Source organism: Mesorhizobium sp. B263B2A, assembly GCF_020165775.1.
GTDB lineage: Bacteria > Pseudomonadota > Alphaproteobacteria > Rhizobiales > Rhizobiaceae > Mesorhizobium > Mesorhizobium opportunistum.
Window position 1 is genome coordinate 1 of the sequence record NZ_JAIUIU010000041.1, and the last position, 24,192, is coordinate 24,192.

The 24,192-nt window shown below is 62.7% G+C and carries 20 protein-coding genes, 1 tRNA gene and 1 riboswitch; of the genes, 11 read left to right on the plus strand and 10 right to left on the minus strand.

Going from position 1 to position 24,192, the window contains the following annotated elements; translation table 11 throughout:
* Positions 1 to 82: 82 nt before the first annotated feature.
* Entirely contained in the window at positions 83 to 991 is a 909-nt protein-coding gene (gene ppk2, locus LB568_RS31820; protein ID WP_224732263.1) for a polyphosphate kinase 2, read from the minus strand.
* Between the two features lie 119 nt (positions 992 to 1,110).
* On the opposite strand from ppk2, the gene LB568_RS31825 reads away from it, so the two are divergent.
* The 3 genes from LB568_RS31825 to LB568_RS31835 all read left to right on the plus strand — a co-directional run bounded on the left by LB568_RS31825 (position 1,111) and on the right by LB568_RS31835 (position 4,310).
* On the plus strand, positions 1,111 to 2,370 hold the full coding sequence (locus LB568_RS31825) for an ATP-binding protein (RefSeq protein ID WP_041164440.1): 1,260 nt from the start codon (positions 1,111 to 1,113) through the stop codon (positions 2,368 to 2,370).
* A 108-nt stretch (positions 2,371 to 2,478) separates the two neighbouring features.
* Positions 2,479 to 3,204, plus strand: coding sequence for a phosphate signaling complex protein PhoU (gene phoU, locus LB568_RS31830; RefSeq protein ID WP_224732264.1), 726 nt, complete (start codon positions 2,479 to 2,481; stop codon positions 3,202 to 3,204).
* Between the two features lie 98 nt (positions 3,205 to 3,302).
* Entirely contained in the window at positions 3,303 to 4,310 is a 1,008-nt protein-coding gene (locus LB568_RS31835; RefSeq protein WP_013897272.1) for a magnesium and cobalt transport protein CorA, read from the plus strand.
* Positions 4,311 to 4,470: 160 nt separating this feature from the next.
* Here the strand turns inward: LB568_RS31835 and LB568_RS31840 are convergent, their stop codons facing one another.
* Positions 4,471 to 4,989 (minus strand): GcrA family cell cycle regulator, encoded by a 519-nt coding sequence (locus LB568_RS31840; protein ID WP_023777200.1) that lies wholly within the window; start codon positions 4,987 to 4,989, stop codon positions 4,471 to 4,473.
* Positions 4,990 to 5,345: 356 nt separating this feature from the next.
* Between LB568_RS31840 and LB568_RS31845 the strand changes: the two genes are divergently transcribed.
* The 3 genes from LB568_RS31845 (at position 5,346) to LB568_RS31855 (ending at position 8,636) form a co-directional block, all read left to right on the plus strand.
* A complete protein-coding gene (locus LB568_RS31845; protein WP_140569963.1) occupies positions 5,346 to 6,545 on the plus strand; it encodes an aspartate aminotransferase family protein in 1,200 nt (399 codons plus the stop codon).
* Positions 6,546 to 6,563: 18 nt separating this feature from the next.
* Complete coding sequence (gene argF, locus LB568_RS31850; protein ID WP_224732265.1) at positions 6,564 to 7,475, plus strand: ornithine carbamoyltransferase; 912 nt, start codon at positions 6,564 to 6,566, stop codon at positions 7,473 to 7,475.
* Between the two features lie 129 nt (positions 7,476 to 7,604).
* Positions 7,605 to 8,636: an Hsp33 family molecular chaperone gene (locus LB568_RS31855; protein ID WP_224732266.1), complete on the plus strand. Its 1,032-nt coding sequence runs from the start codon at positions 7,605 to 7,607 to the stop codon at positions 8,634 to 8,636.
* Positions 8,637 to 8,675: 39 nt separating this feature from the next.
* On the opposite strand, the gene apaG is transcribed toward LB568_RS31855, so the two are convergent.
* Positions 8,676 to 9,068: a Co2+/Mg2+ efflux protein ApaG gene (gene apaG, locus LB568_RS31860; protein WP_224732267.1), complete on the minus strand. Its 393-nt coding sequence runs from the start codon at positions 9,066 to 9,068 to the stop codon at positions 8,676 to 8,678.
* A gap of 219 nt (positions 9,069 to 9,287) precedes the next feature.
* Between apaG and LB568_RS31865 the strand changes: the two genes are divergently transcribed.
* Positions 9,288 to 10,439 (plus strand): ceramide glucosyltransferase, encoded by a 1,152-nt coding sequence (locus LB568_RS31865; RefSeq protein ID WP_224732268.1) that lies wholly within the window; start codon positions 9,288 to 9,290, stop codon positions 10,437 to 10,439.
* Positions 10,440 to 10,475: 36 nt separating this feature from the next.
* Here LB568_RS31865 and LB568_RS31870 read toward each other — a convergent pair whose 3' ends face one another.
* Complete coding sequence (locus LB568_RS31870) at positions 10,476 to 11,666, minus strand: O-succinylhomoserine sulfhydrylase (RefSeq protein ID WP_224732269.1); 1,191 nt, start codon at positions 11,664 to 11,666, stop codon at positions 10,476 to 10,478.
* 55 nt (positions 11,667 to 11,721) lie between these two features.
* Positions 11,722 to 11,799, minus strand: a riboswitch (SAM riboswitch).
* An 88-nt stretch (positions 11,800 to 11,887) separates the two neighbouring features.
* Here LB568_RS31870 and LB568_RS31875 point away from each other — a divergent pair.
* Together LB568_RS31875 and LB568_RS31880 are read left to right on the plus strand one after the other, a co-directional pair.
* Positions 11,888 to 12,982: a 2'-deoxycytidine 5'-triphosphate deaminase gene (locus LB568_RS31875; RefSeq protein WP_224732270.1), complete on the plus strand. Its 1,095-nt coding sequence runs from the start codon at positions 11,888 to 11,890 to the stop codon at positions 12,980 to 12,982.
* Between the two features lie 99 nt (positions 12,983 to 13,081).
* On the plus strand, positions 13,082 to 13,855 hold the full coding sequence (locus tag LB568_RS31880; protein ID WP_224732271.1) for an ABC transporter substrate-binding protein: 774 nt from the start codon (positions 13,082 to 13,084) through the stop codon (positions 13,853 to 13,855).
* Positions 13,856 to 14,025: 170 nt separating this feature from the next.
* Here the strand turns inward: LB568_RS31880 and araD1 are convergent, their stop codons facing one another.
* The 4 genes from araD1 to chvE form a co-directional block, all read right to left on the minus strand.
* Positions 14,026 to 15,018: an AraD1 family protein gene (gene araD1, locus LB568_RS31885; protein ID WP_140569940.1), complete on the minus strand. Its 993-nt coding sequence runs from the start codon at positions 15,016 to 15,018 to the stop codon at positions 14,026 to 14,028.
* A 292-nt stretch (positions 15,019 to 15,310) separates the two neighbouring features.
* Entirely contained in the window at positions 15,311 to 16,597 is a 1,287-nt protein-coding gene (gene mmsB / locus LB568_RS31890) for a multiple monosaccharide ABC transporter permease (protein ID WP_013897261.1), read from the minus strand.
* Positions 16,594 to 18,126, minus strand: a complete 1,533-nt coding sequence (mmsA, locus tag LB568_RS31895; RefSeq protein ID WP_140569937.1) for a multiple monosaccharide ABC transporter ATP-binding protein — start codon at positions 18,124 to 18,126, stop codon at positions 16,594 to 16,596. Before mmsA ends, mmsB begins: the two co-directional genes overlap by 4 nt.
* Before the next feature lie 99 nt (positions 18,127 to 18,225).
* The gene (gene chvE, locus LB568_RS31900) at positions 18,226 to 19,296 is read right to left on the minus strand and encodes a multiple monosaccharide ABC transporter substrate-binding protein (RefSeq protein ID WP_023768349.1); all 1,071 of its coding nucleotides are present in this window, start codon (positions 19,294 to 19,296) and stop codon (positions 18,226 to 18,228) included.
* 288 nt (positions 19,297 to 19,584) lie between these two features.
* Here chvE and LB568_RS31905 point away from each other — a divergent pair, with 288 nt between their 5' ends.
* Together LB568_RS31905 and LB568_RS31910 are read left to right on the plus strand one after the other, a co-directional pair.
* Entirely contained in the window at positions 19,585 to 20,574 is a 990-nt protein-coding gene (locus tag LB568_RS31905; protein ID WP_013897258.1) for a LysR family transcriptional regulator, read from the plus strand.
* Between the two features lie 715 nt (positions 20,575 to 21,289).
* Positions 21,290 to 22,051 (plus strand): Stf0 family sulfotransferase, encoded by a 762-nt coding sequence (locus LB568_RS31910; RefSeq protein ID WP_023768346.1) that lies wholly within the window; start codon positions 21,290 to 21,292, stop codon positions 22,049 to 22,051.
* Between the two features lie 64 nt (positions 22,052 to 22,115).
* Here LB568_RS31910 and LB568_RS31915 read toward each other — a convergent pair.
* Positions 22,116 to 22,189: transfer RNA gene (locus tag LB568_RS31915), tRNA-Gly, on the minus strand.
* A 24-nt stretch (positions 22,190 to 22,213) separates the two neighbouring features.
* A complete protein-coding gene (locus tag LB568_RS31920; protein WP_224732272.1) occupies positions 22,214 to 24,181 on the minus strand; it encodes an acyltransferase family protein in 1,968 nt (655 codons plus the stop codon).
* Positions 24,182 to 24,192 lie beyond the last annotated feature (11 nt).

Sequence of the window (24,192 nt, forward strand, 5' to 3'; positions counted from 1 at the left end):
CCCCCCCCCCCCCCCCCCCCCCCCCCCCCCCCCCCCCCCCCCCCCCCCCCCCCCCCCCCCCCCCCCCCCCCCCGGGCAGGCATCAGCCTTCCTTGCCGAGGAATGACGGCCCTTCGCCGATGATCTTCTTGTCTTCCTTGCCGACGACATCGAGATCGCGCCCCTCATAGGGCAGCGACAACAGGATGCGCCGCATCACCGCCAGCCGCGCACGGCGCTTGTCATTGGCCCGCACGATGATCCACGGTGCGAATTCCTTGTGGGTGCGCTCGAACATGGTGTCGCGCGCCTTGGTGTAATCGTCCCATTTGGTAATGCCGGCAATGTCGATCGGCGAGAACTTCCAGCTCTTCAGCGGGCTGTAGCGGCGATCGTGAAAGCGCTCGAGCTGCGTTTCCCGGCCGATATTCAGCCAGAATTTGAAGAAGTGGATGTCGTCATTGACGATCATCCGCTCGAAATGCGGCGTCTCGTCGAGAAACTTCTGGTGCTGTTGCGGCGTGCAGAACCCCATCACCGGCTCGACGCCGGCGCGATTGTACCAGGAACGGTCGAAGGTGACGAATTCGCCCGCCGTCGGGAAATGGTCGACATAACGCTGGTAGTACCATTGTCCGAGCTCGGTGGGCGTGGGCTTGGTCAACGCCACGTTGCGCGCCGTGCGTGGGTTGAGGTACTGGCGCACCACGAAGATCGTGCCGCCCTTGCCGGCGGCGTCGCGGCCCTCGAACAGCGCCATCACCCGCTTGCCCGTTGCCTGCAGCCACGCCTGCGCCTTGACCAGCTCGATCTGCAATTTCTCGAGCGTCTCGTCATACTCATCGCTTTTCATTTTCTTGTCGTAGGGATAGCCGCCCGCGGTCAGCTTGTTGTCCTCGACCCAATCTGGAAGCTCGGGATTTTCGATATCGAACTCCCGCTCCTTGCCGCCGATCCTGATTTTCAGCGGACCCGAAGTCGGCGCGGCGGAGTCTTCGTTGGCTTTTTTCATCGAGACGAACCCTTTTAAGCATCCGGACTCATGCTATTGGGAGCCTCCGGAGCGGTCCAGCGGAAGTTTCCGTCGCCGCACGACCGGTGGGGACGGCATAGGCGCGGGCACGCGGGCGGATGACAGACCTGGACGCAGAGCAGAAAGGCATGGCGCGGACCCTGGCCGTCAGGCTGTGGAACAGCCGCTGGCTGCTTGCGGCCGGTGTCGTGGCGGTTCTGATCGCCTTCGCGGGTATTTCCGCTTACGTGCTGGTGCCGGCGCTGCTCCTGCTGCTCGCGGCCGCGATGTTGCCGACGGCTGGTGTCCGCCAATCCTTTGAGGGTGCGGCGTCGATCGAAGCGATCGGCCTGCAGCGGCTCTCCGGCGAATATCTGGCGGCGGCCGTCGCCGACCCGCTCATCATCTTCGACCATGCCGCCATCATCGTCCACGCCAACGCCGCTGCCTTCGCCGCCTTTGGCGGGATTGCACCGGGCATATCGCTATCGCTGAAATTCCGGGCGCCGGAAATGCAGGCCCTGCTGGACGGCGTGCTGTCGGGCAATGTCGCCTCGGATGTCGTCGACTATACCGAGAAACTGCCGGTCGAGCGCGCCTACCGGGTCAGCGCGTCCTCGGTCGGACACGGCACCGATCTTTATGTGCTCGTGTTCAAGGACCAGAGCGAAACGCGTCGCATCGACCGCATGCGCGCCGACTTCATCGCCAATGCCAGCCACGAATTGCGCACTCCGCTGGCCTCGATCTCCGGCTTCATCGAAACGCTGCGCGGACCGGCCCGCAACGATCCGGCGGCGCGCGAGCAATTCCTGCAGATCATGCAAAACCAGACTGGCCGCATGGCGCGCCTGATCGATGATCTCCTGTCGCTGTCGCGACTGGAGATGAAGCCTTATCTGAAGCCGGGAACCGAGGTCGATCTGCGCCAGACCGTCGACAGCGTCATCGATTCCTTGGCCCCTCTGGCCCGCGAAAACAACGTCGTCATCGAGCGCGATTTCGCCGACGGGCCGCTCGATGTGCCGGGCGACCGCGACGAGCTGTTCCAGGTTTTCGAGAACCTTCTGGAGAACGCCTGCAAATACGGCCAGTCGGGCGGCCGCGTCGTGGTGTCGATCGCGCCCGGTGACGACGGTTCCGAACCCGGTATCGACGTGACGATCAGGGATTTCGGCCCCGGCATCCCCGAGGAGCACATTCCGCGCATCACCGAGCGCTTCTACCGTATCGATGTCGAGACCAGCCGGACTCAGAAAGGCACAGGCCTCGGCCTGTCGATCGTCAAGCATATCCTGACGCGTCACAACGCCAGGCTGACGATCAGGTCGGAGGTCGGCAAGGGCGCCGCCTTCTCTGTTCATTTGCCGGCGCACTGATGCTGCCCTAGTTTTCCCAGAGGCCGTTTCTTTTTTCTGTCATCCGGTTAGCGTATCAGCGGGGATTCGAGGAAACGACTCAAGACATCCGTGGGAAGGCATTCGTCCATGCAGTCCGTGCACATAGTGAGCGCCTACGACGAGGAACTGAAATATCTGTCGAAGCGCATCGCGGCGATGGGCGGCCATGCCGAACGCATGGTCGAGCAGGCGGTCGCCGCCCTGGTCAACGCCGATCCGGGACTGGCCCAGAAGGTCATCCGTGACGACGCGGTGCTGGACGAGGGACAGCGCGAGATCGACGACAAGGCGATCATCATCATCGCCAGGCGCCAGCCGATGGCGACGGACCTGCGCGAGATTGTCGGCGCCATCCGCATTTCCGCCGACCTCGAACGGGTCGGCGACCTCGGCAAGAACGTCGCCAAGCGCGTGGTCGCCGTCACCGACGGGCGCCAGCCGACCAGCCTGTTCCGAGGCCTGGAGGCCCTGGCCAATTTGGCGCTGACCCAGCTCAAGGAAGTTCTCGACGTCTACGCGTCGCGCTCGGTCGAGAAGATCGGTTTCGTGCGCGACCGCGACAACCAGATCGATGCCATGTACACGTCGCTGTTTCGCGAATTGCTGACCTACATGATGGAAGATCCGCGCAACATCACGCCCTGCACGCATCTCCTGTTCTGCGCCAAGAACATCGAGCGCATCGGCGACCATGCCACCAACATCGCCGAGACCATCTACTACATCGTCACCGGCGACCAGATGCCCGCGGACCGGCCGAAGAGCGACAAGACGGACAAGATCGGCTTTTCACCGCCACTGTCGGCGAAGTGAGTGCACTTTTTCTCGAACGCTTGATCATATTGCGCTAAACTATCCCGATGCCAGACTGGTTGGTTCCCCAGGGAAGGCAATGCTTTCGGGAGGCAGCGATGGAATATGTCCGGGAGTTCAAGCCCGCGCCGCCGCAGTCAGGCATCATCGCCTCCGGCGTCTACACCGCCGGGCGTCGCATTGCCGACATCCCGATCGAGGAAGCCGGCGAGTGGGCCAAGAAGTCGGGACACGTCGTCTGGATTGGGCTGCTTGAACCCGACCGGGAGCTTCTGTCGCGTGTCCAGGCGCAATTTCATCTGCACGAACTGGCGATCGAGGATGCCGAACATCCGCATCAGCGGCCGAAGATCGAACAATATGGCGATGCGCTGTTCATCGTCGCCCGCACCGCGCAGCTGATCGAAGGACGTGTCACCTTCGGAGAGACGCATCTGTTCGTCGGCTCGGGCTACATCGTCAGCGTCAGACACGGGCCTTCGACATCCTATGCCGCCGTGCGCCAGCATTGGGAAAGCTGCCCGCATTCGCTGGCCAAGGGCGAGGATTTCGTCCTCTATGCCATTCTCGATTTCATCGTCGACAATTACATGCCGGTGCTCGAGCAGATCGAGGACGAGGTCGAGGCGATCGAGGACAAGGTCCTTTTGAAGCCGATGACCGGCCCCGACATCGAGCGGCTCTATATGCTGCGCCGCGATCTCTTGCGCCTGCGCAATGCAGCGCTGCCGCTGGTGGAAGTCTGCCGCCGGCTGACCAGCGCCGACCTGCCGCAGATCCATTCCGCCATGCACCCGTTGTTCCGCGACGTGACCGACCACATCCGTACCGTCCAGGAAAAGATCGACAGCCTGCGCGAGGTGCTGGCCTTCGCCTTCGAGGCGAGCCTGCTGGTCGGTCAGAGCCAGGAAACGGCGATCTCGAAGAAACTCGCCTCATGGGCGGCCATCCTGGCCGTGCCGACAGCCTTCGCCGGCATCTACGGCATGAATTTCACCGACATGCCGGAACTGAGGATGGAATATGGCTACCCGATGGTGCTGGCCACCATCGCGCTGATCTGCGCGGTCCTGTACTGGCGGTTTCGCAAGAACGGGTGGCTGTGAGGGCAGGCAGTAGGCAGTAGGCAGTAGGCAGTAGGCAGTAGGCAGTAGGCAGTAGGCAGTAGGCAGTAGGCAGTAGGCAGTAGGCTAGGAAGCACCTCGCAAGCCGCAGATCATACTACCCCACTACCCTACTGCCTAATCCCTACTGCCCAATTCCTATCTATCTGTTCCGCCTCCGCTCCGCCGCCGGCTGGAACGCGACGCGGGCGTGGTATTTGCAGTAAGGGCCGGTTTCGGCGGCTTCGTTGCCGCAGAAGTTGAAGTCCTCCGAAAGCGGATCGCCGTTCGGCCATTTGCAGGTGCGCTCGGTCAGCTCGACGAGCTGCAGGTGCCGTGAGATCGGTACCACGACATTCTCGACCGGCCGGATGTAGTGCCGCGCCACCGGTTCGGCGTCGAACTGGGTCTGCAAGGCCGTTGCGCCGATCGATGTCGTGACGTGACGTGATGCGCTTGCGGCCCGCGCCACCGATTTCTGAACGGTCGATCCCTGCGCCGTCTTCTTCTGGCGTGCCGGCGCCGCAGTTGCGCGCCCGCGGCCCGACAGTTTCAGCCGGTGCACCTTGCCGATGACCGCATTGCGGCTGACCCCTCCGAGCTGCGCAGCAATCTGGCTTGCGCTCAGACCCTCCGACCACAGTTTTCTGAGAAGTTCGACCCGCTCGTCAGTCCAGTTCATGAGACCGCGCTCCTGCTAAGCGTGCGGCAATCAGAATCCACTCCCGACCCAGCACCACTGCTGGGGCAGACACCACATATATCTGGTGATTAGGTCCGCCGCACGAAATCTAGTTATTTCTCATCTACAACTACTCTATGCGCTGACTCGGTGACAAGAGTCCCAAGTGCAACACGATTCGGTTTTTTCGGTTTTCCCCAACTTGCCGCTCTCTTATGAGCCGGCGTCCTGTCAGGGGGCTTGCCGCGTGCCACTACGCGACGTTTTCGTTGACTTCATGGCCGAAAAACACGATAAGCCGCAAAGGCCGCCGCTTTGGCGGCTTTTTTGATTTTCCGGCACCGGAGAAGCATATAATGAGCGGTTCGGCGCTTTTCGAGACCTTTTCTCGCGCACCCCTGGCTTTCGACCATGGGGAAGGCTCCTGGCTGGTTACCGACAAGGGCGAGCGATATCTCGATTTCGCCGGCGGCATCGCGGTCAATTCGCTTGGCCACGGCCATCCGCACTTGGTCGCGGCCCTCACCGAGCAGGCAGCCAAGCTCTGGCACGTTTCCAATCTTTACGAGATTCCCGGGCAGAGCCGGCTTGGCGAACGGCTGGCCGATGCCACCTTCGCCGACAAGGTGTTCTTCACCAACTCCGGCGCCGAGGCGCTGGAATGCGCGATCAAGACGGCGCGGCGCTACCACTTTGTCAAGGGCCATCCCGAGCGCTTCCGCACCATCACCTTCGAGGGTGCTTTCCACGGCCGCACGCTGGCGACCATCGCGGCCGGTGGCCAGTACAAATACCTCGAGGGATTCGGACCCAAGGTCGAAGGCTTCGACCAGGTCGGCTTCGACGACATCGATGCCGCCGAAAAGGCGATCACCCCGGAGACCGCCGCGATCCTGATCGAGCCGGTGCAGGGCGAGGGCGGCATCCGCCCGGTGCCTGCGCAATCGCTGAAGCGGCTGCGCCAGCTTTGCGACCAGCACGACCTGCTGCTGATCTATGACGAGGTCCAGTGCGGCATCGGCCGCACCGGCAAGCTGTTCGCGCATGAATGGTCAGGCGTCACGCCCGACATCATGGCCATTGCCAAGGGCATTGGCGGCGGCTTCCCGATGGGCGCCTGCCTTGCCACCGACGAAGCGGCCGTCGGCATGACCGCCGGCGTGCATGGCACCACCTTCGGCGGCAACCCGCTGGCCATGGCGGTCGGCAACGCCGTACTCGACGTGGTGCTCGAAGAGGGCTTCCTCGAGGACGTCCAGCGCAAGGCGCTGCTGATAAAGCAGGGACTTGCCGCCGTTGCCGACGAATTCCCCGAGGTCATCGAGGACATCAGGGGCACCGGGCTGATGCTCGGCCTCAAATGCGCCATGCCCAATGCCAAGGTGAACATGGCATTGCGCGACCAGCACCTGCTGGCGGTTCCGGCCGGCGACAACGTCATCCGCTTGCTGCCGCCGCTCACCGTCACCGATAGCGAGATCCACGACGCGCTCGATCGCATCCGCGCCGGCGCCAAGGGCCTGGTGGAGGCGATCGCCTCCGCCGCCGCGAAGTAAATCCCGGAACCGTTGCCGATGTCACTTCGCCACTTCACCGATCTTTCCGCCGTTTCCGAAGGCGATTTGCGCTGCATGCTGACCGACGCGGTGGCGCGCAAGGAGCGCCTCAAGGCCGGCGAGCGCTCGAAGCCGCTCGAAGGCAAGGTGCTTGCCATGATCTTCGACAAGCCGTCGACGCGCACGCGGGTGTCCTTCGACGTCGGCATGCGCCAGCTTGGCGGCGAGACCATCATGCTGACCGGCACCGAGATGCAGCTCGGCCGTTCCGAGACCATCGCCGACACCGCCAAGGTGCTGTCGCGCTATGTCGACGCCATCATGATCCGCACCACCTCGCACGAACGGCTGCTGGAACTGACCGAGAACGCCACCATCCCGGTTATCAACGGGCTGACCGACGATACCCATCCCTGCCAGCTGATGGCCGACATCATGACCTTCGAGGAGCATCGCGGTCCGGTTGCCGGCAAGACCATTGCCTGGACCGGCGACGGCAACAATGTGCTGCATTCGCTGCTCGAGGCGTCGGCGCGGTTCCGCTTCAACCTCAACGTCGCCGTGCCCGAAGGCAGCGAGCCGGCGCAGAAGCATATCGACTGGTCGCAGGCGAATGGCGGCAAGCTGCACTTCACCCGCTCGCCCGAGGAGGCCGTCGACCAGGCCGACTGCATCGTCACCGATTGCTGGGTGTCGATGGGGCAGGAGCATCGCGCCCGTGGCCACAACGTGTTCTCGCCCTATCAGGTCAATGCCAAGCTGATGGCCAGGGCGAAGCCCGACGCATTGTTCATGCACTGCCTGCCTGCTCATCGCGGCGAGGAAGTGACCGACGAAGTCATCGACGGCCCGCACTCGGTGGTCTTCGACGAGGCCGAGAACAGGCTCCACGCCCAGAAGGCCGTGCTTGCCTGGTGTCTTGGTGCTTGAAGTGTCTGGGTGCTTGAAGTGTCTCGGTGCTTGAAGTGTCTGGGCGCTTGATCTGCGGAGGCGCGATGCCTATCTGCGCCGCATCACGCAAATCAAGCGCGTTTGGACGCATGCTCCCGAGAGGACGGCATGGCCGCGCCCCGGAGCTTTGTCATGTTGGAAACGTATCAAGTGACTGAACATCACCCCAAACTCGGCGAGTTCGGCTACGCCGGCGACGATCACGTCGTGCCCTTCGAGGTCGGCCCGCTCGACGTGCGTGGCCGCACGGTCCAGCTCGGGCCGATGCTCGACGCCATCCTGAGCCGCCACGATTATCCCGAGCCGGTCGCGCGCCTGCTGGCGGAAGCCTGTGTGCTGACGGTGCTGCTCGGCACTTCGCTCAAGTTCGAGGGCAAGTTCATCCTGCAGACCCGCACCGACGGGCCGGTAGACATGCTGGTGGCGGACTTCTCCACGCCCTCGGCGCTGCGCGCCTATGCGCGCTTCGATGCCGACAGGCTTGAGGCTTTGGTCGCGGCCGGCGAGACATCGCAGCAGACGCTGCTCGGCAGCGGCGTTCTGGCGCTGACCATCGACCAGGGCGCCCACACGCAGCGCTACCAGGGCATCGTTCAGCTCGACGGCGAAACGCTGGAAGACGCCGCGCGCACCTATTTCCGCCAGTCGGAACAGATCCCGACCGATATCAGGCTGTCGGTGGCCAAGCTGTTGACGCCCGGCCCTGGCGGGGCGCGCGAGCAGTGGCGTGCCGGCGGCATCCTGGCGCAATTCCTGCCGCAATCGCCCGAGCGCATGCGCGTTCCGGATCTGCCCGGCGGCGATGGCGATCCGCGCGAGGAGATCCACGATCCGGCCGACAATTCCTGGCAGGAATTGCTGGCGCTGCTCGGCACCATCGAGCCGACCGAACTGATCGATCCGACGATCGGCGCCGAACGGCTGCTCTATCGCCTGTTCCATGAGCACGGCGTGCGCGTCTTCGGCGGCGTTCCCGTCGCCGACCAGTGCTCATGCTCGCGCGACAAGATCCGCGGCATCCTCGAGGGTTTTTCCGCGCAGGAGATCAAGGACAGCACCGAGGACGGCGGCATCCACGTCGCCTGCGAGTTCTGCTCGAAGCAATATGACTTCGACCCGGCGGAATTCGCGGCGCAATGAAGGAACCGGCTTTCTCTCCGTGGAACGGAGAGAAAGCCGCTAATTCACCGTCCGCCGCGTCCCTGGCAGGTCGAGTGAAAATGCCGGAATGGCGATGTCGAAGGTCTCGCCGCGCTTGTTGCGCATCGTGTAGCGGCCGACCATGATCCCTGACGGGGTCGAGAGCGGGCAGCCGGACGTATACTGATAGCTGTCGCCGGGATTGAGTTCAGGCTGGTCGCCGACGACGCCCGGCCCACTCACTTCCTCGACCCGGCCGGTGCCGTCGGTGATGTGCCAATAACGCGACAGAAGCTGCACGAACTCGTCCGACTGATTGTCGATCGTTACCTGATAGCCCCAGACATAGCGGTTCTCCGAAGGATCCGAGCGGTCCTCGAGATAGAACGGCCTGACCTGCACTTCGATGTTGCGCGTGACGGCGCTATACATAAACGGCTCCAAAAGATCCGGTAATTTCGGCGCTCCCGGCGAGCAGGTCAACATGCGCGTCTTGTCGCGCCTGGTTTTGAAACGCAGGTGCCGGCAAAGAATGTCATTTAAGTGACACAGGACAATGGTGGTGTGCGCCAAGCGGGCGACTCGACGCTCTGTCGAACTGTTGAAAACGGCCATAAAGCCGGCCGTCTTTTCTGGAGTGACCAGATCTCGATGGAACTCGCTCTCATAGCCGCCTCGCTTTCGACTGCTCTCATCCTCTCAAATGCCGCCAGCATTTCGCTTGCCGCTTCACAGCTGAAGCGGCGAACCACGGTCGCCCCGCCGGGCGGCAAATCACAGCCAGTGTCGATTGTCGTGCCATCGCGTGGTGTCGAGCCGTTCACGCACGAGACACTGGAACGCGCCTTCTCGCTCGACTGGCCGCGCTACGAGCTGATCTTCTGCGTCGCCCATGCCGACGATCCGGTCGTCAAACTGATAAACAGGGCGATTGCCCGGTTTCCCAAAGTGCCGGCCCGGCTTTTGATCGGCGACGACCGCGTCAGCGCCAATCCCAAACTCAACAACTGCGTCAAAGGCTGGGAAGCGGCGCGCCACAACTGGGTCGTTCTTGCAGACTCCAACGTGCTGATGCCCAGGGACTACATCCAGCATTTGATGGCGGCGTGGCGAGCCGATACCGGCCTTGTCTGCTCGACGCCAATCGGCTCGCGTCCCGACGGTTTTTGGGCCGAGGTCGAATGCGCCTTTCTCAACACGCTGCAGGCCCGCTGGCAATATGCCGGCGAGGCGCTCGGCCTTGGCTTTGCCCAGGGCAAGAGCATGCTGTGGAACAAGCCGATGCTGGATGCCAGCGGCGGCATTCGCGCGCTGGCGGCCGAGATCGCCGAGGACGCCGCCGCGACCAAGCTGGTGAACGGCCTCGGCCTGCGCGTCAATCTCGTCGCTTCGCCCTTCGAGCAGCCGCTCGGCCGGCGCAGGCTTGGCGAGATCTGGTCGCGCCAGGCCCGCTGGGCGCGCTTGCGCCGCGTCACCTTTCCGCTGTTCTTCACGCCCGAAATCCTCACTGGTGCTGTGGTGCCGCTGGCGCTTGCGCTGGTCGCGGCGGCGAGCGCCGGCTTCAGCCTCTGGGCAACCGCGCTTGCCGTGTTGGCGGCCTTCTATCTTCCGGAGTGCGCGCTGGCCTGGTCCAAGGGCTGGTACCTGTCGCCGCGCATGGTCGCGGCGATCATGGTGCGCGACCTGATCTTGCCGGCGATGTGGACGCGTGGCTGGCTCGGCGGCGCTGTCGACTGGCGCGGCAACGCGATGACCATCCGCACCAAGGCGGCCGAACTGGAGGAGACGCCGTCAAGCGCCTGATCGCGCCTGCTCGACGGACCTACCGGACTGTCTTCCCTATTTGGCTGCCCTCAACGCCTGCGCGAGGTCTTCCAGAAGGTCGTCGGTATCCTCCAGGCCGACCGACAGCCTGAGCGTACCTAGCCCGATGCCGAGTTCGGTCCGGGCCTCGTCGCTCAAATTCTTGTGCGTCGTCGTCGCCGGATGGGTGATCAGGCTCTTGGCATCGCCGAGATTGTTCGAGATCAGAACGATGTCCAGCGCGTTCTGCAAGGCGAAGGCCGCCTGCTTGCCGCCCTTGACGTCGAGGCAGATCAGCGTCGAGCCGCCCGACATCTGCTTCCTGACGATATCAGCCTGCGGGTGGTCGGCGCGGCCGGGATAGATGACGCGGGCGATCTGCGGCTGCCCGGCGAGGAAATCGGCGATCTTGCCGGCGCTTTCCGTCTGCTGGCGCACGCGCACCGGCAGCGTCTCCAGTCCCTTCAGCAGCGTCCAGGCATTGAACGGCGACAGGCTGGGGCCGGTGTGGCGGAAATAGTCGTGCAGGTTCTCGTCGATCCACTTCTTGTCCGACAGGATAACGCCGCCCAGGCAGCGCCCCTGGCCGTCGATGTGCTTCGTGGCCGAATAGACGACAATGTGGGCGCCGAGCTGCAGCGGCTTCTGCTGCAACGGCGTGGCGAAGACATTGTCGACGACGAGCCGCGCACCGATTGAATTGGCAAGTGTTGCGACGGCTGATATGTCGACCACTTCCAGCGTTGGGTTGGTCGGGCTTTCCAGGAAGAACAGCTTGGTATTGGGCCTGACCGCCTTCTCCCAGTTGGCGATATCGGTGCCATCGACCAGCGTCGCTTCGATGCCGTATCGCGGCGCCAGCGTCTCGACCACCCAGCGGCAGGAGCCGAACAGCGCGCGCGCCGCAACGATATGGTCGCCGGCCTTGACGCTGCACAAGAGCGCCGCCGTCACCGCCGCCATGCCCGACGCCGTGGCGCGCGCATCCTCGGCGCCTTCCAGCGCGCACATGCGCTTTTCGAACATGTCGACGGTCGGATTGGCGTAGCGCGAATAGATGAAGCCTGGTTCCTCGCCCTTGAAACGGGCCTCCGCCGCCTGCGCCGTCTCGTAGACATAGCCTTGGGTGAGGTACATTGCTTCCGACGTCTCGCCGAATTGGGAACGCAGGGTTCCGCCATGAACGAGGGCTGTCTGTGGCTTCCAGTCGCGCTTCTTGTTGCTCATTGCTTTGTTCCAGACACAAAAAAACCGGCCGCGAAAGTCGCAACCGGTCCATACGGCCTTGCGGCCAACGGTCCTTTAGCGACTTGTTTAACGTGGCTGCAAGCCGACCGGCCAAATCACCACGGGATAACGACCCTTTAGACCCGTCCCACGCTTGCGTCAATTGCCGGCTTCATTAAGAGGTTTGTGCGACAAGAAAATCGTCGGCCAGGAGCGCAGCCTTGCGGCAGACAGGCATTCTTCCCGATCAGGACATTGCGGCGCTGTTCCAGTCCGGCGCGCTGAAGTCGCCGCGCGCGCTCGATGCCGACCAGATCCAGCCGGCGAGCCTCGATCTCAGGCTCGGCGACAAGGCCTGGCGGGTGCGGGCTTCCTTCCTGCCCGGCCCCAACCACACGGTTTCGGAAAAGCTCGATCGCCTGAAGCTGCACGAGATCAATCTTGCCGAAGGCGCTGTGCTGGAAACCGGCTGCGTCTACATTGTGCCGCTGCTCGAAAGCCTGGCGCTGCCGGCGGACATTTCGGCCTCGGCCAACCCGAAGAGCTCGACCGGCCGGCTCGATATCTTCACCCGTGTGATGACCGACCGCGGCCACGAGTTCGACAAGATCGCCGCCGGCTACAACGGCCCGCTCTATCTGGAAGTCAGCCCGCGCACCTTCCCGATCGTCGCGCGCACCGGTTCGCGCCTGTCGCAGATCCGCTTCCGCACCGGCAATGCACTGCTCTCGGAAGCCGAATTGCATGAACTGCACCGTGCCGAGATGCTGGTCGCCACCGAACCACCGAACATTTCCGGCGGCGGCATCGCACTGTCGATCGACCTCAACGGCGACAAGGATGGCCTGGTCGGTTATCGCGGCAAGCATCACACCGGTCTGGTCGACGTCGACAAGCGCGCCGCGCAGGATGTCGTCGATTTCTGGGAGCCGATCCACAAGAGCGGCGCCGGCGAACTGGTGCTCGATCCCGACGAATTCTACATCCTCGTCAGCCAGGAAGCGGTGCATGTGCCGCCGCTCTATGCAGCCGAGATGACGCCCTTCGATCCGCTCGTCGGCGAATTCCGTGTTCACTATGCTGGCTTCTTCGATCCGGGCTTCGGCCATTCGGCGTCCGGCGGCACCGGCAGCAGGGCGGTGCTCGAAGTGCGCAGCCACGAAGTGCCGTTCATCCTCGATCATGGCCAGATCGTCGGCCGGCTGGTCTACGAGCACATGCTGAAGCGGCCGCAGGCGCTTTACGGCACCGACCTCGGCTCCAACTACCAGGCGCAGGGCCTGAAGCTGTCCAAGCATTTCCGCGCCGCACGCTGAGCTCCGATTACCGCCAGGCAAAATACTTGCCTGCGCTGGCACATCATGCTTGGCTGGCTTGTCGGTCGCCGGGATGCGGCGCTCAAGGGGAACGAGAAAATGCAGATTTCAAAATGGATCCTATCGGCGGCAGGCGCTGCCATGTTGGCGATGGCGGCGGGCTCTCTGTCGGCGCAGGCTGCCGAAAAATTGAAAATCGGCACCGAGGGCGCCTATCCGCCATTCAACACCATCACCTCCGACGGCAAGGTTGTCGGCTTCGACATCGACATCGCCAATGCGCTGTGCGCGCAGATGAAGGTCGAGTGCGAAATCGTCACCCAGGACTGGGATGGCATCATCCCCGCCCTGCAGGCCAAGAAGTTCGACGCCATCATCGCCTCGATGAGCATCACCGAAGAGCGCAAGAAGCAGGTCGCCTTCACCAACAAATATTATACGACGCCGCTCGCCCTGGTCGCCTTGAAGGACAGCGACATCGCCTCCACCGAACCGGCGGCACTTGCCGGCAAGACGGTCGGCGCCCAGGCTGCGACCACGCAGGCCACCTATGACCAGGACGTCTATGGCAAGGCAGGCGCGGAGGCAAAACTCTACCCGACCCAGGAGGAAGCGATCACCGACCTGCAGAACGGCCGGCTTGACGCTGTGATCTCGGACAAGTTTGTGCTGATGGACTGGATGAAGAAGGCGAGCGACGGCTGCTGCAAGATGATTGGAGACGTCAAGGGCACGGAGACGCAAGCCGGCATCGCCGTGCGCCTCGACGACACCGCACTGCGCGACAAGCTCAACGCGGCCATCGACGCCATCGTCGCCGACGGCACCTACAAGAAGATCCAGGCCAAATATTTCGACTTCGATATTTATTGAGGTTCCTGCCTCTTCCTTCTCCCCCTGTGGGAGAAGGTGGCCGAGCGAAGCTCGGTCGGATGAGGGGTGTTCCAGCTTGGCAAGGGCGGCGATCCTTCACGCACCCCTCAACCGTCTCGGCGCTGCGCGCCGATCCACCTTCTCCCACAGGGGGAGAAGGAAAGCTGGTGCTACAGCGCCTTGACCGCCACCTTCACCGGCTGCTCAATCTCGAGCGGATTGCGCAGCGGCAGGCCGAAATCCCCGGCCTCGATCTCGAACACGTCGCCGGCCTCGGTCTTGATGCCGTCGGCGAAGGACAGCGTCGCCGTGCCGAACATGTGCACATGCACGTCGCCCGGCTGACGGAAGGCCGAGTATTTGAAGTGGTGATGTTCGAGATTGCCGATGGTATGCGACATGTTCGCTTCGCCCGACAGGAACGGCTTTTCCCACAGCGTCTTGCCGTCGCGCACGATACGTGACGTGCCGCGGATGTCCGATGGCAGGTCTCCGATCAGGATCTCGGGTCCGAAGGAGGCGTTGCGCAGCTTGGAATGGGCGAGGAAGAGATAGTTGACGCGCTCGGTCACGTGGTCGGAAAACTCGTTCGACAGCGTGAAGCCGACGCGGAATGGGGCGCCATCGTCGCCGATGACATAGATGCCTGCCACCTCGGGTTCCTCGCCGGCGTCCTTGGCGAAGGCCGGTGACAGGAGCGCGGCACCCGGCGCCACGGCCATCGTGCCGTTGCCCTTGTAGAACCATTCCGGCTGCACGCCGGTCTGGCCTTTCGCGGGCTTGCCGCCTTCCAGGCCCATGCGGAACATCTTCATGGAATCGGTGAGCTGCTCCTCGCCGTCGGTGCTGAGCTTCTTGTGCATGGAATCGCGCGTCGCGGCCGAACCGAGATGGGTCAGCCCGGTGCCGGTCAGATGCAGGTGCGCCGGATCGGGGTGATTGATCGGCGACAGGAGCCGCCCCTTCTTGTAGGCGGCGTCGATATCGACCGTCTCGCCAAGTCCCTTGCGCTCGATCAGCGCGACGAGGCCGACGCCGGTGCGGGCAGCCTCCATCGCCAGCGAATAGACGCTGCGCGCCCCGTTGATGATCCGGGTCTTGCCGCCGCTGCGGGCAACGACACGAATGGTCTCGGCGTCGTCGAGAATCTGCGAGATCAGCATGATCAATCCTCTCTCATGTGCCTTGGCATGGCTGCCGGTGCGGCAAACCTTCCCAAGCGCGGCCGGAACGTCGTCCGTGCCACGGGTGAAATTCTCCGTTCGGATTGCGCTCGCGGGGCCTGGTTCCTGGAGGGAACTTCTTCATGCCGGCGGGTTGCCGGCAGCGCCGCGATGTGACCCGTATGCCTTCCTCGTTGCCCTTGCTGGAGCGGTTCGACCCGCTCCCGGTATTTTTGCTCCTACGCAATTCCTGTGGGAAAACCGCGACGCGCCTTTCCTGGAATTGCTCGTGTCAGGCCTTGTTCTTGTTGTAGACGTCGAAGATCACGGCGCCGAGCAGCACCAGGCCTTTGACCACCTGCTGCCAGTCAACATTGACGCCCATGATCGACATGCCGTTGTTCATCACGCCCATGATGAAGCCGCCGACCACGGCGCCGATGACCTGGCCGACGCCGCCCATCGCCGAGGCGCCGCCGATGAAGACGGCGGCGATGACGTCGAGCTCGCTGCCCAGGCCTGCCGCCGGCACGGCCTGGCCGAGGCGTGCCGCGATGATCAAGCCGCCGAGCGCCGACAGCACGCCCATATTGATGAACACCAGCAAAGTCAGCCGCTCGGTGTTGATGCCCGACAGCTGCGCCGCCTTGGGATTGCCGCCCATCGCGTAGATGCGGCGGCCGATGGTCATGCGCTTGGTGACGAAGACGAACAGCGTGATCAGCACGCCCATGACGAGCAGCACCACCGGCAGGCCCCGGTAGCTGGCGAACTCATAGACCAGGAACAGTGCCAGCGCGCTGGCGACCAGCGTCTTGATGACGAACAGCGGGAAGGGCTCGGCCTCGTAGCCGTGGCGTTCGCGCTTGCGCCGCGTCCTCACCCCGAAATAGGCATAGGCCAGCACGGCGATCAGGCCGAGCACGACCGTCGTCATGTGCAGGGTCACGCCGCTGCCCAGGATGGTCTTGCCGGCCGCGTTCACTACCGGCGGGACAAGCGTCAGCGGACCGATCACGTCCGGGATGAAGCCGGAGCTGAGCATTTTGAAGTCGCCCGGCAGTGGTCCCACCGAGGAGCCGCCACCCAGCAGCGCCTGGCAGATGCCGCGGAAGATCAGCATGCCGGCCAGCGTGACGATGAAGCTCGGTATCCGGTGATAGGCGATCCAATAGCCTTGCGCCGCGCCGATCAGGCCGCCCACGATCAGGCAGATGATCGAAACCACCAGCGGATTGCTGAGCGGTCCGAGCTGCCAGATAACCATCATGTTTGCCGCCAGCGCGCCGATAAAACCGGCGACCGACCCGACGCTGAGGTCGATATAGCCCGATACGATGACCAGCAGCATGCCCAGCGCCATCACGATGATGAACGAGTTCTGCTGCACCAGGTTGCTGAGGTTGACCGGCTTGAACAGCGTTCCCGAGGTGGTGAACTGGAAGAACAGCATGATGACGATCAGCGCGATAATCAGGCCGTATTCGCGTAAGTTCGTCGCCAGCGCCGACACGGCGATGCGTGGACGCTGTTCTTCGGCGATGTTGCCCTGTGGGGCGGGGGCGCTATCGGTGCTCATGCTGCTTTTCCTTCTCCCCGGACGATGGCGCGCATTATTTTTTCCTGGCTCGCGTCCGCCGCGGGCATTTCGCCCACGATGCGTCCTTCGTTCATGACGTAGATGCGGTCGGTAATCCCGAGCAATTCCGGCATTTCCGACGAGATGACCACGATCGCCTTACCTTCCGAGGCAAGCCGCGCGATGATCGTGTAGATTTCGTATTTGGCACCGACGTCGATGCCGCGCGTCGGTTCGTCGAGGATCAGCACGTCAGGGTCGGCGAACAGCCATTTCGACAGCACCACCTTCTGCTGGTTGCCACCGGAAAGGTTGCCGGTCAACTGATAGACACTGGACGCACGGATATTGGTCTTCTTGCGATAGTCGTTGGCAACGGCGAGCTCGCGCATGTCGTCGATGACGCTGTGGCGCGACACGCCGCCGAGATTGGCAAGCGTTATGTTGTGCTTGATATGGTCGATGAGGTTGAGACCGTAGGTCTTGCGGTCCTCGGTGACGTAGGCAATGCCGTGTTGGACCGCCTTGCTTACCGAGGAGACATCGACCGGCTTGCCCTTGAGCAGCACCTCGCCGGTGATGCGCCGGCCATAGGAGCGGCCGAAAAGGCTCATGGCGAATTCGGTGCGCCCGGCGCCCATCAGCCCGGCAATGCCGACCACCTCGCCCTTGCGCACATTGATGTCGATGCCCTTGATCACCTGCCTTTCGGCGTGGAGCGGGTGATAGACCGACCAGTTCTTCACCTCGAACACGACTTCGCCGATCTTAGGCTCGCGCGGCGGATAGCGGTCATCGAGCGAACGGCCGACCATCGAGGTGATGATACGATCTTCGCTGATATCTTTCTTGGCCAGCGTCTCGATGGTGCGTCCGTCACGGATGACCGTCACCTTGTCCGCGACCCGGTTGATCTCGTTGAGCTTGTGCGAGATCAGGATCGAGGTCATGCCTTGCCGCTTGAATTCGAGCAGAAGGTCGAGCAGCGCCTGGCTGTCTTTTTCGCTGAGCGACGCGGTCGGCTCGTCGAGGATCAAAAGCTTGACGTCCTTGCTCAGCGCCTTGGCGATTTCGACCAACTGCTGCTTGCCGACGCCGATATTGGTGATCAGTGTCTTGGGGTCCTCCTTGAGGCCCACCTTCTTCAACAGGGCGGCGGTGCGCGCCTCGTTGGCATCCCAGTCGATGACGCCGTGGCGGGCGTGTTCGTTGCCGAGGAAGATATTTTCGGTGATCGACAGCATCGGTACCAGCGCAAGCTCCTGGTGGATGATGACGATGCCCTTGTGTTCGCTGTCATGGATGCCTTTGAACTGGCATTCCTGGCCCTGAAAGATGATCTGGCCGTCATAGGTGCCTGCCGGATAGACGCCCGACAGGACTTTCATCAGCGTCGACTTGCCGGCGCCGTTCTCTCCGACCACGGCGTGGATCTCGCCTTCCTCGACGCTGAGGTTGACGTTCGACAGCGCCTTCACGCCGGGGAACGTCTTGGTGATGTCGCGCATCTCCAAAATCGTCGAGGTCATGGGCAATAATTCTCCTGCGAGGTCCGCAACAATACCGGGGTCGCTGGTGAACGAAAAGGGGCCCTGCGTTGCGCAGGACCCCTGGCTTTGCAACCGAAATTACTTCAGGTCTTCGGCCTTGATGTAGCCGGAGTCGACGACCAGCTTCTGGTAGTTCGACTTGTCGACTTCGTGCGGCGTCAACAGGATCGAGGGAACGACCTTGACGTCGTTGTTGTAGGTCTTGGTGTCGAGGCCGTCAGGCTTGCCGCCCGAGAGCACCTTGTCGACCAGACCGACAGTGGCCTTGGCCAGATCGCGGGTGTCCTTGAACACGGTCGAGTACTGCTCGCCCGTGATGATCAGCTTGACCGAAGCGGTCTCGGCGTCCTGACCGGTCACGATCGGCCAAGGCTGTGCGTCCGTGCCGTAACCAACGGCGCGCAGCGAGGCGGTGATGCCGCGCGACAGGCCGTCATAGGGCGACAGAACGCCATCGACGCGGCTGCCGTCCGAATAGTTGGCCGACAGCAGGTTGTCCATGCGCGCCTGGGCGGTGGCGGCGAGCCAACGCAGCGTGCCGACCTTGTCCATGCCCATCTGGCCGGACTTGATCTTGATTGAGCCGTCGTCGATCAGCGGCTGCAGGACGGAGATCGCGCCATTGTAGAAGAAGAAGGCGTTGTTGTCGTCGGGCGAGCCGCCGAACAGTTCGACGTTCCACGGCTTGGTGTTCGGGAAGCGCTCCTTGAGGCCCTTGACCAGCGAATTCGCCTGGATCACGCCGACGCCGAAATTGTCGAAGGTGGTGTAATAGTCGACATTGGCGGTCTTCTTGATCAGGCGGTCATAGGCGACGACGACGACGCCCGCGTCAGCGGCCTTCTGCAAGGCATCCGAGAGCGTGGTGCCGTCGATCGAGGCGATGATCAGCGCCTTCGGACCCTTGGTGATTTCGTTTTCCAGCTGGCTGAGCTGGTTGGGGATGTCGTCCTGCGCGTACTGCAGGTCAACGGTGTAGCCAAGAGCCTCGAGCTGGGACTTGACGGCGTCGCCGTCATTGATCCAGCGCTGCGAAGTCTTGGTCGGCATCAGCACGCCGACAAGACCCTTGTCGGCTGCGTGTGCCGAGTAGGTCATGGCAGCGATGCCAAGCGCCGCGACTGCGGCCAGTGTCTTGATGATTTTCACATAACTCTCCCTGTTTGATGGACGCGGCACCCCGGGGGTCGCGGGCCGCGCAATCGTGCAGAAGCGCCAAGGCACTGCTGCCGTCATATCGATCTCCGGTATCCTCCCATGGTCCCGAACCGCTGATTTCAATCGATACGATTTCATCGTCGGCGACTGTCACGTCTCGGAACGCGCGAAGGGTGTGGCTCTTTGCCATAACTGTCAAATGCGATCTTTGATGGTTGCTATACCGGGACTGATATATGTTGGATCCAGGAACACGATATTGGCGAGTTAGGGACATTCATGGCGACATTGCGCAATCCCGGTGGAATTTCAGAGGGTTACAACGAGCTGCCCGGTGACGGCGAGACCCTGCTGCGCAGCGGTCTCAGCCTGCGTCACATGCGCATGATCGTGGCCCTGGATGATCACGGTCGGGTGAGCGCGGCTGCCCAGGTCATGAACATCTCGCAACCGGCGGCTTCGCGCATGATCGCCGAGATGGAGGCGGTGCTGGAGGTCAAGCTGTGCGAAAGGCTGCCGCGCGGCGTCACGCTGACGCCTTACGGCAAGGCGCTGGCGAGGCGTGCGCGCTCGATCCTGCTGGAGATGCGCGAGGTCGATCGCGAGATCTCCGAGCTCAAGGCGGGCAAGGGCGGCTCGGTGTTCCTGGGTGCCGTGACGGCGCCGGCGATCGAATTGGCGGTGCCGGCGATTCGCGAAATTCGCCGCATCTATCCGCGCATCGAGATCACCATGCAGGTCGAGACCTCGAATGTACTGGCGCGCGAACTTATTGCCACGCGCCATGATTTCATCATTGCGCGCATTCCTGACGACCTGAACCCACGGCTGTTCGAATCCCGTGTCATCGGCGTCGAGAAAGCCTGCCTGATCGTGCGCCGCGGCCATCCGCTCACCAGGGCCAGCGTGGTGCGGCTGGAAGATACCGCCGCCTATGACTGGGTCTTCCAATCGGGCGGTTCGCCCTTGCGCCAGGCGATGGAGAGCAATTTCCTCAACCGCAACATCGCGCTTCCGGACCGCATCCTCAACACCAGCTCGCTGCTCTTGACGCTGGTCATGGTCGCGCAGTCCGACGCCATCGCCCCAGTCTCGATACAGGTCGCGAAATTCATCCAGAATCCCGACGGACTCGCCGGCGCCATCGACGTCGTCCAGACCGAGTTCGACATCGAGGTCAGGCCCTACAGCCTGATCACGGTCAAGAATCGCGTGCTGTCGCCGGCCGCCAAGATGCTGCACGATTTTATCCTGCGCGAAGTGGGATGATGGAACGCGAATCGAGCTCGCGCGTTCAATCCAGTCGGCATGCTTGCTGGAGCCCGTTTTGGGCGAGGGAACGAAGCACCGGCGGTCAACAATTCTGGAGGCTTTGATGGAACGTCGGTTATTTCTCACTGGAATGCTTGGCGTTGCGGGGGCAGTTGCGTTTGCGAGCGTAGCCGGACCCGGCCGCGCGGTTGCCGGTATTCCCCAAGGCAACGGTAACGGAATTCTCGATGAATTGGACAAGCCGGATCCGGCTGTCTTGGAAGGCGACGACCAGGTCGAGGTGGAGCAGGTCTCCCATCGCCGTTGGCATCGTCGCTACTATCGCCACCACCGCCGTGGGGGACGGCGTCGCGTCTGGAGAAGGGTGTGCCGTCGTTATTGGCGCCATGGCCGTCGCCGTGTCCGCTGCTGGCGTGAGCGCGTCTGGGTCGGCATCTGGCTATAACGGACCGCGAGTTGAAGGCCGGCCACCGCTGCGGTGGCCGGGCTCCTTCTTGATTGGGGACGTATGCAGGGGCCAGACCTGTGTGTCGCACGCAGCGACGGAATTGGCCGGCCTGCTTAGCCGAAGATCGAATTGACGGAATCATATTAGAGATTACTAATTGACCTGTTGTTAGACGGAGGTGACCATGCCGAGGAGCCATCGAGGCGCAGAACCGTATCCCGCAATGCCGGCCATACGCTTACAGGCAGGGGGCAACCGGCACGCATGAAAGGTGTGGCGATACTGACCGAGGCCCGTAGCGGCTCCGAATGGCTTGGCAGCCTCGCAAACAGCACCGGATTGTTAGGCAACTCGGCCGAATGGCTCGACACGGCCAATCTGGGTTTCAAACCGAAATCCTTCGATGAACTCCTGTCTGCCGTCATCGATCGCGGCGGGACAGCGAATGGCAGGTTCGCCGTAAAACTGTTTCCACGCCACCTTCACTGGTCGCAGGCGAAACATGGAGCCGACTTCCTTGCCGAATGTGTCCGGCGCCATACCATGGGTTTGATCCTGCTGGAGCGGCGGGACCGCCTTCGTCAGGCGATTTCCTACTGCCGGGCAAAGGCGTCTGGCGGTTGGAGAAGCACGATGGACCGCGCGGATCTGGTTCCGCAATACGACTTCGCCGGTATCTGCCGGGCCTATTTCCTGATCGAGCAGAGCTATGCCTTCTGGGAGGCCTACTTGCGCCTCGCCGATTTGCCACACGACCATTTCTTCTACGAAGATCTGCTGGATGATCCCCGTCCCTACGTCGCATCGGTTGCCCGGCAATTATCGGTTGAGATGCCCGACTGCGAGTTCAAGACGAATTTGCGGTTGCAGCGGGACACGCATACCGAAGAGTGGGTGGAGCGTTTCCAGGACGACGCCCGATCCGGAGACGTGCTGGCCCACCTCCCCGAACAGGTGGCGCCGCGCAACTTCGAGAACTTCACCCGGTTCCTTCTCAAGAAGCAGATGCGAATAGGCCAGGCTTAGACTTGCCTGCGGCACCCGCTGGTTTTCGGATCCAAATCAGGCGCAAAACCCTTGGGACATATGCTGGAGCGGGTAGCGGGAATCGAACCCGCGCGTTCAGCTTGGGAAGCTGACAGGCTGCCATTACATCATACCCGCGCAGCAGCCTCGTTACCATGAGGATTAGCCTCCGGGCAATCGCAAACCGGCTCCCGTCGCAAGTTGCGGCGGTTCCGCGGGTCCATGGCCCGCGGATTGCCCTTTTGCCTTCGCGACTTCGTTGCTCGCGGCAAAGCTCGGCCAGTATTTCGAGATGGCGAGCGCCGCTCCGGCGGTCGAGAAATGGCCGTAGTCGAAGTAGAGAAATTGCCTGGTGCCTGCATCGGCATAGGAACAGCCGGCCGCGTCGCATAGATAGGCCAGCGGGTCGATGAAATCAGCGCCTTTGACGAATGGCAGCACTCGCTTGTTGATGTCCGGATCCATGGCCATCGGCCAGGACGTGTTCGTGGCATGCTCCCGCGTTGCGAAGAAGGCGATTTTCTGGACGTCGGCAACGAATTCCGGAGACTGGCCGATGACATAGACCTTGACGCCCATTTCGCGAAGCCGATCGATCGTCTTCTGCAGGCCATCGAAGCCCCGGATCTGGTAGTCGCTCCAACGGCCGCTCAGGATCACCGCCTGGATATTGGCGTCCCGGATGATCGACAGGGCCCGTTCGTTGAAGCGGGTGCAGGCCGGCCGGGCATAGGAAAAATAGCTGAGGTCCGGTGGACAGCCGGCATAGGTGTATTGGATGACGTTGGCCTGGACTTTCTGGGCGTTGGCCTCAAGCCCCGAAACATAATGGGCTGCAAAGGAATCGCCCCAAAGCAGCACATTGGTGGCAAAGCCCTCCGTGCGGGTGCAGTCGGCGAGGTTCCAGGTCTCGATCCGGGTCCCGCCTTCATTGAAACAGACGCCGTTGCGCCAGTCGCCGACGCGAATCCGTTCGGTCGAAAAATCCGGGAACCGTTGCGGAAAACCGTTGCCCAGCACACCAGTCAGGCCAACGACGCACAGCAGCGCGATCGCCGTCGCCGAAAAGGCGAAGATGGGCAAAGGGGCGGTGAACGCCCGTTTCTGGCGAAAGGGTTGCTCGACATATTTCCAGGAGAACGTCGCCAGGGCGAAGCTGCCCACCGTCATCGCGACGATCGTCGGCACGCCGATGGCCCTCAGGGAGAGATAGTGGACGAACGAGTTGATCGGCCAGTGAACCAGGTAGAGCGAGTAGGAAATGAGGCCGACCCAGACCAGCGGGGCGAACCGAAGCACGCGGGTGGCGATGGGTGCCGGCCCTTTCGCGCCCGCGCGGTCCGTACCGGCATAGATGAGCAGCGCCGTTCCCACACAGGGCAACAGGGCATTGTAGCCCGGAAACGGGTCGCTTTCCGAAATCGTCAGGAACCCGGCCGCGACAAGGACAAAGCCGGCCAGGCCGATCAGTTCCATCGCCAGCCGGCTGGCAAGTGCCGGAGGCCTTTTCAGCATCAGCATGGCGCCCAGCGCCAGTTCCCAGACCCGTGTCGGCAAGAGATAGAAGCCGGCGGTCGGCGCCAGCGTGGTTGCCATGACCGCGACGGCAAAGCTGCCGATGGCGATCGGCAGCAGTATCGTCAGCCAGCGTTTCGAGGCATAGCGGTAGATCAGATACACAAGGATCGGCGCGAAGATGTAGTACTGCTCCTCGACCGAAAGCGACCATGTGTGCAGCAGCGGCCGCAGGGCGGCATCGATGGAGAAATAGTTGGTCGTCTTCCAGAAATAGATGTTCGACCAGAAGGTCGAGGCCGCGATCACGCTGAGGCTGAATTCGTGGAGGTCCGTCGGCAGAAGGATGAACCAGGCAGCAATGCTCGCCAGCACGATGACGAAGGTCAGCGCCGGCAGGATGCGGCGCGCACGGCGCCAGTAGAAGCGGCCGATCGAGAACTGGCCGCGCTCGAGATCGTCGAGGAGGCTGCCGCTGATCAGATAGCCCGATATGACGAAGAAGATGTCGACGCCGGTGAAGCCGCCGGGAATGGCGGACACGCCGAAATGGAAGAGCACGACGGGCAGCACCGCGATCGCCCGCAGACCGTCGATGTCGCGCCTGTAGTTCATTTGACCGGTCC

Coding starts and splice junctions, on each gene's coding strand:
- ppk2 (WP_224732263.1), bottom strand. CDS start 991: ATGAAAAAAGCCAACGAAGACTCCGCCGCGCCGACTTCGGGTCCGCTG.
- LB568_RS31825 (WP_041164440.1), top strand. CDS start 1,111: ATGACAGACCTGGACGCAGAGCAGAAAGGCATGGCGCGGACCCTGGCC.
- phoU (WP_224732264.1), top strand. CDS start 2,479: ATGCAGTCCGTGCACATAGTGAGCGCCTACGACGAGGAACTGAAATAT.
- LB568_RS31835 (WP_013897272.1), top strand. CDS start 3,303: ATGGAATATGTCCGGGAGTTCAAGCCCGCGCCGCCGCAGTCAGGCATC.
- LB568_RS31840 (WP_023777200.1), bottom strand. CDS start 4,989: ATGAACTGGACTGACGAGCGGGTCGAACTTCTCAGAAAACTGTGGTCG.
- LB568_RS31845 (WP_140569963.1), top strand. CDS start 5,346: ATGAGCGGTTCGGCGCTTTTCGAGACCTTTTCTCGCGCACCCCTGGCT.
- argF (WP_224732265.1), top strand. CDS start 6,564: ATGTCACTTCGCCACTTCACCGATCTTTCCGCCGTTTCCGAAGGCGAT.
- LB568_RS31855 (WP_224732266.1), top strand. CDS start 7,605: ATGGCCGCGCCCCGGAGCTTTGTCATGTTGGAAACGTATCAAGTGACT.
- apaG (WP_224732267.1), bottom strand. CDS start 9,068: ATGTATAGCGCCGTCACGCGCAACATCGAAGTGCAGGTCAGGCCGTTC.
- LB568_RS31865 (WP_224732268.1), top strand. CDS start 9,288: ATGGAACTCGCTCTCATAGCCGCCTCGCTTTCGACTGCTCTCATCCTC.
- LB568_RS31870 (WP_224732269.1), bottom strand. CDS start 11,666: ATGAGCAACAAGAAGCGCGACTGGAAGCCACAGACAGCCCTCGTTCAT.
- LB568_RS31880 (WP_224732271.1), top strand. CDS start 13,082: ATGCAGATTTCAAAATGGATCCTATCGGCGGCAGGCGCTGCCATGTTG.
- araD1 (WP_140569940.1), bottom strand. CDS start 15,018: ATGCTGATCTCGCAGATTCTCGACGACGCCGAGACCATTCGTGTCGTT.
- mmsB (WP_013897261.1), bottom strand. CDS start 16,597: ATGAGCACCGATAGCGCCCCCGCCCCACAGGGCAACATCGCCGAAGAA.
- mmsA (WP_140569937.1), bottom strand. CDS start 18,126: ATGACCTCGACGATTTTGGAGATGCGCGACATCACCAAGACGTTCCCC.
- LB568_RS31905 (WP_013897258.1), top strand. CDS start 19,585: ATGGCGACATTGCGCAATCCCGGTGGAATTTCAGAGGGTTACAACGAG.
- LB568_RS31910 (WP_023768346.1), top strand. CDS start 21,290: ATGAAAGGTGTGGCGATACTGACCGAGGCCCGTAGCGGCTCCGAATGG.
- LB568_RS31920 (WP_224732272.1), bottom strand. CDS start 24,181: ATGAACTACAGGCGCGACATCGACGGTCTGCGGGCGATCGCGGTGCTG.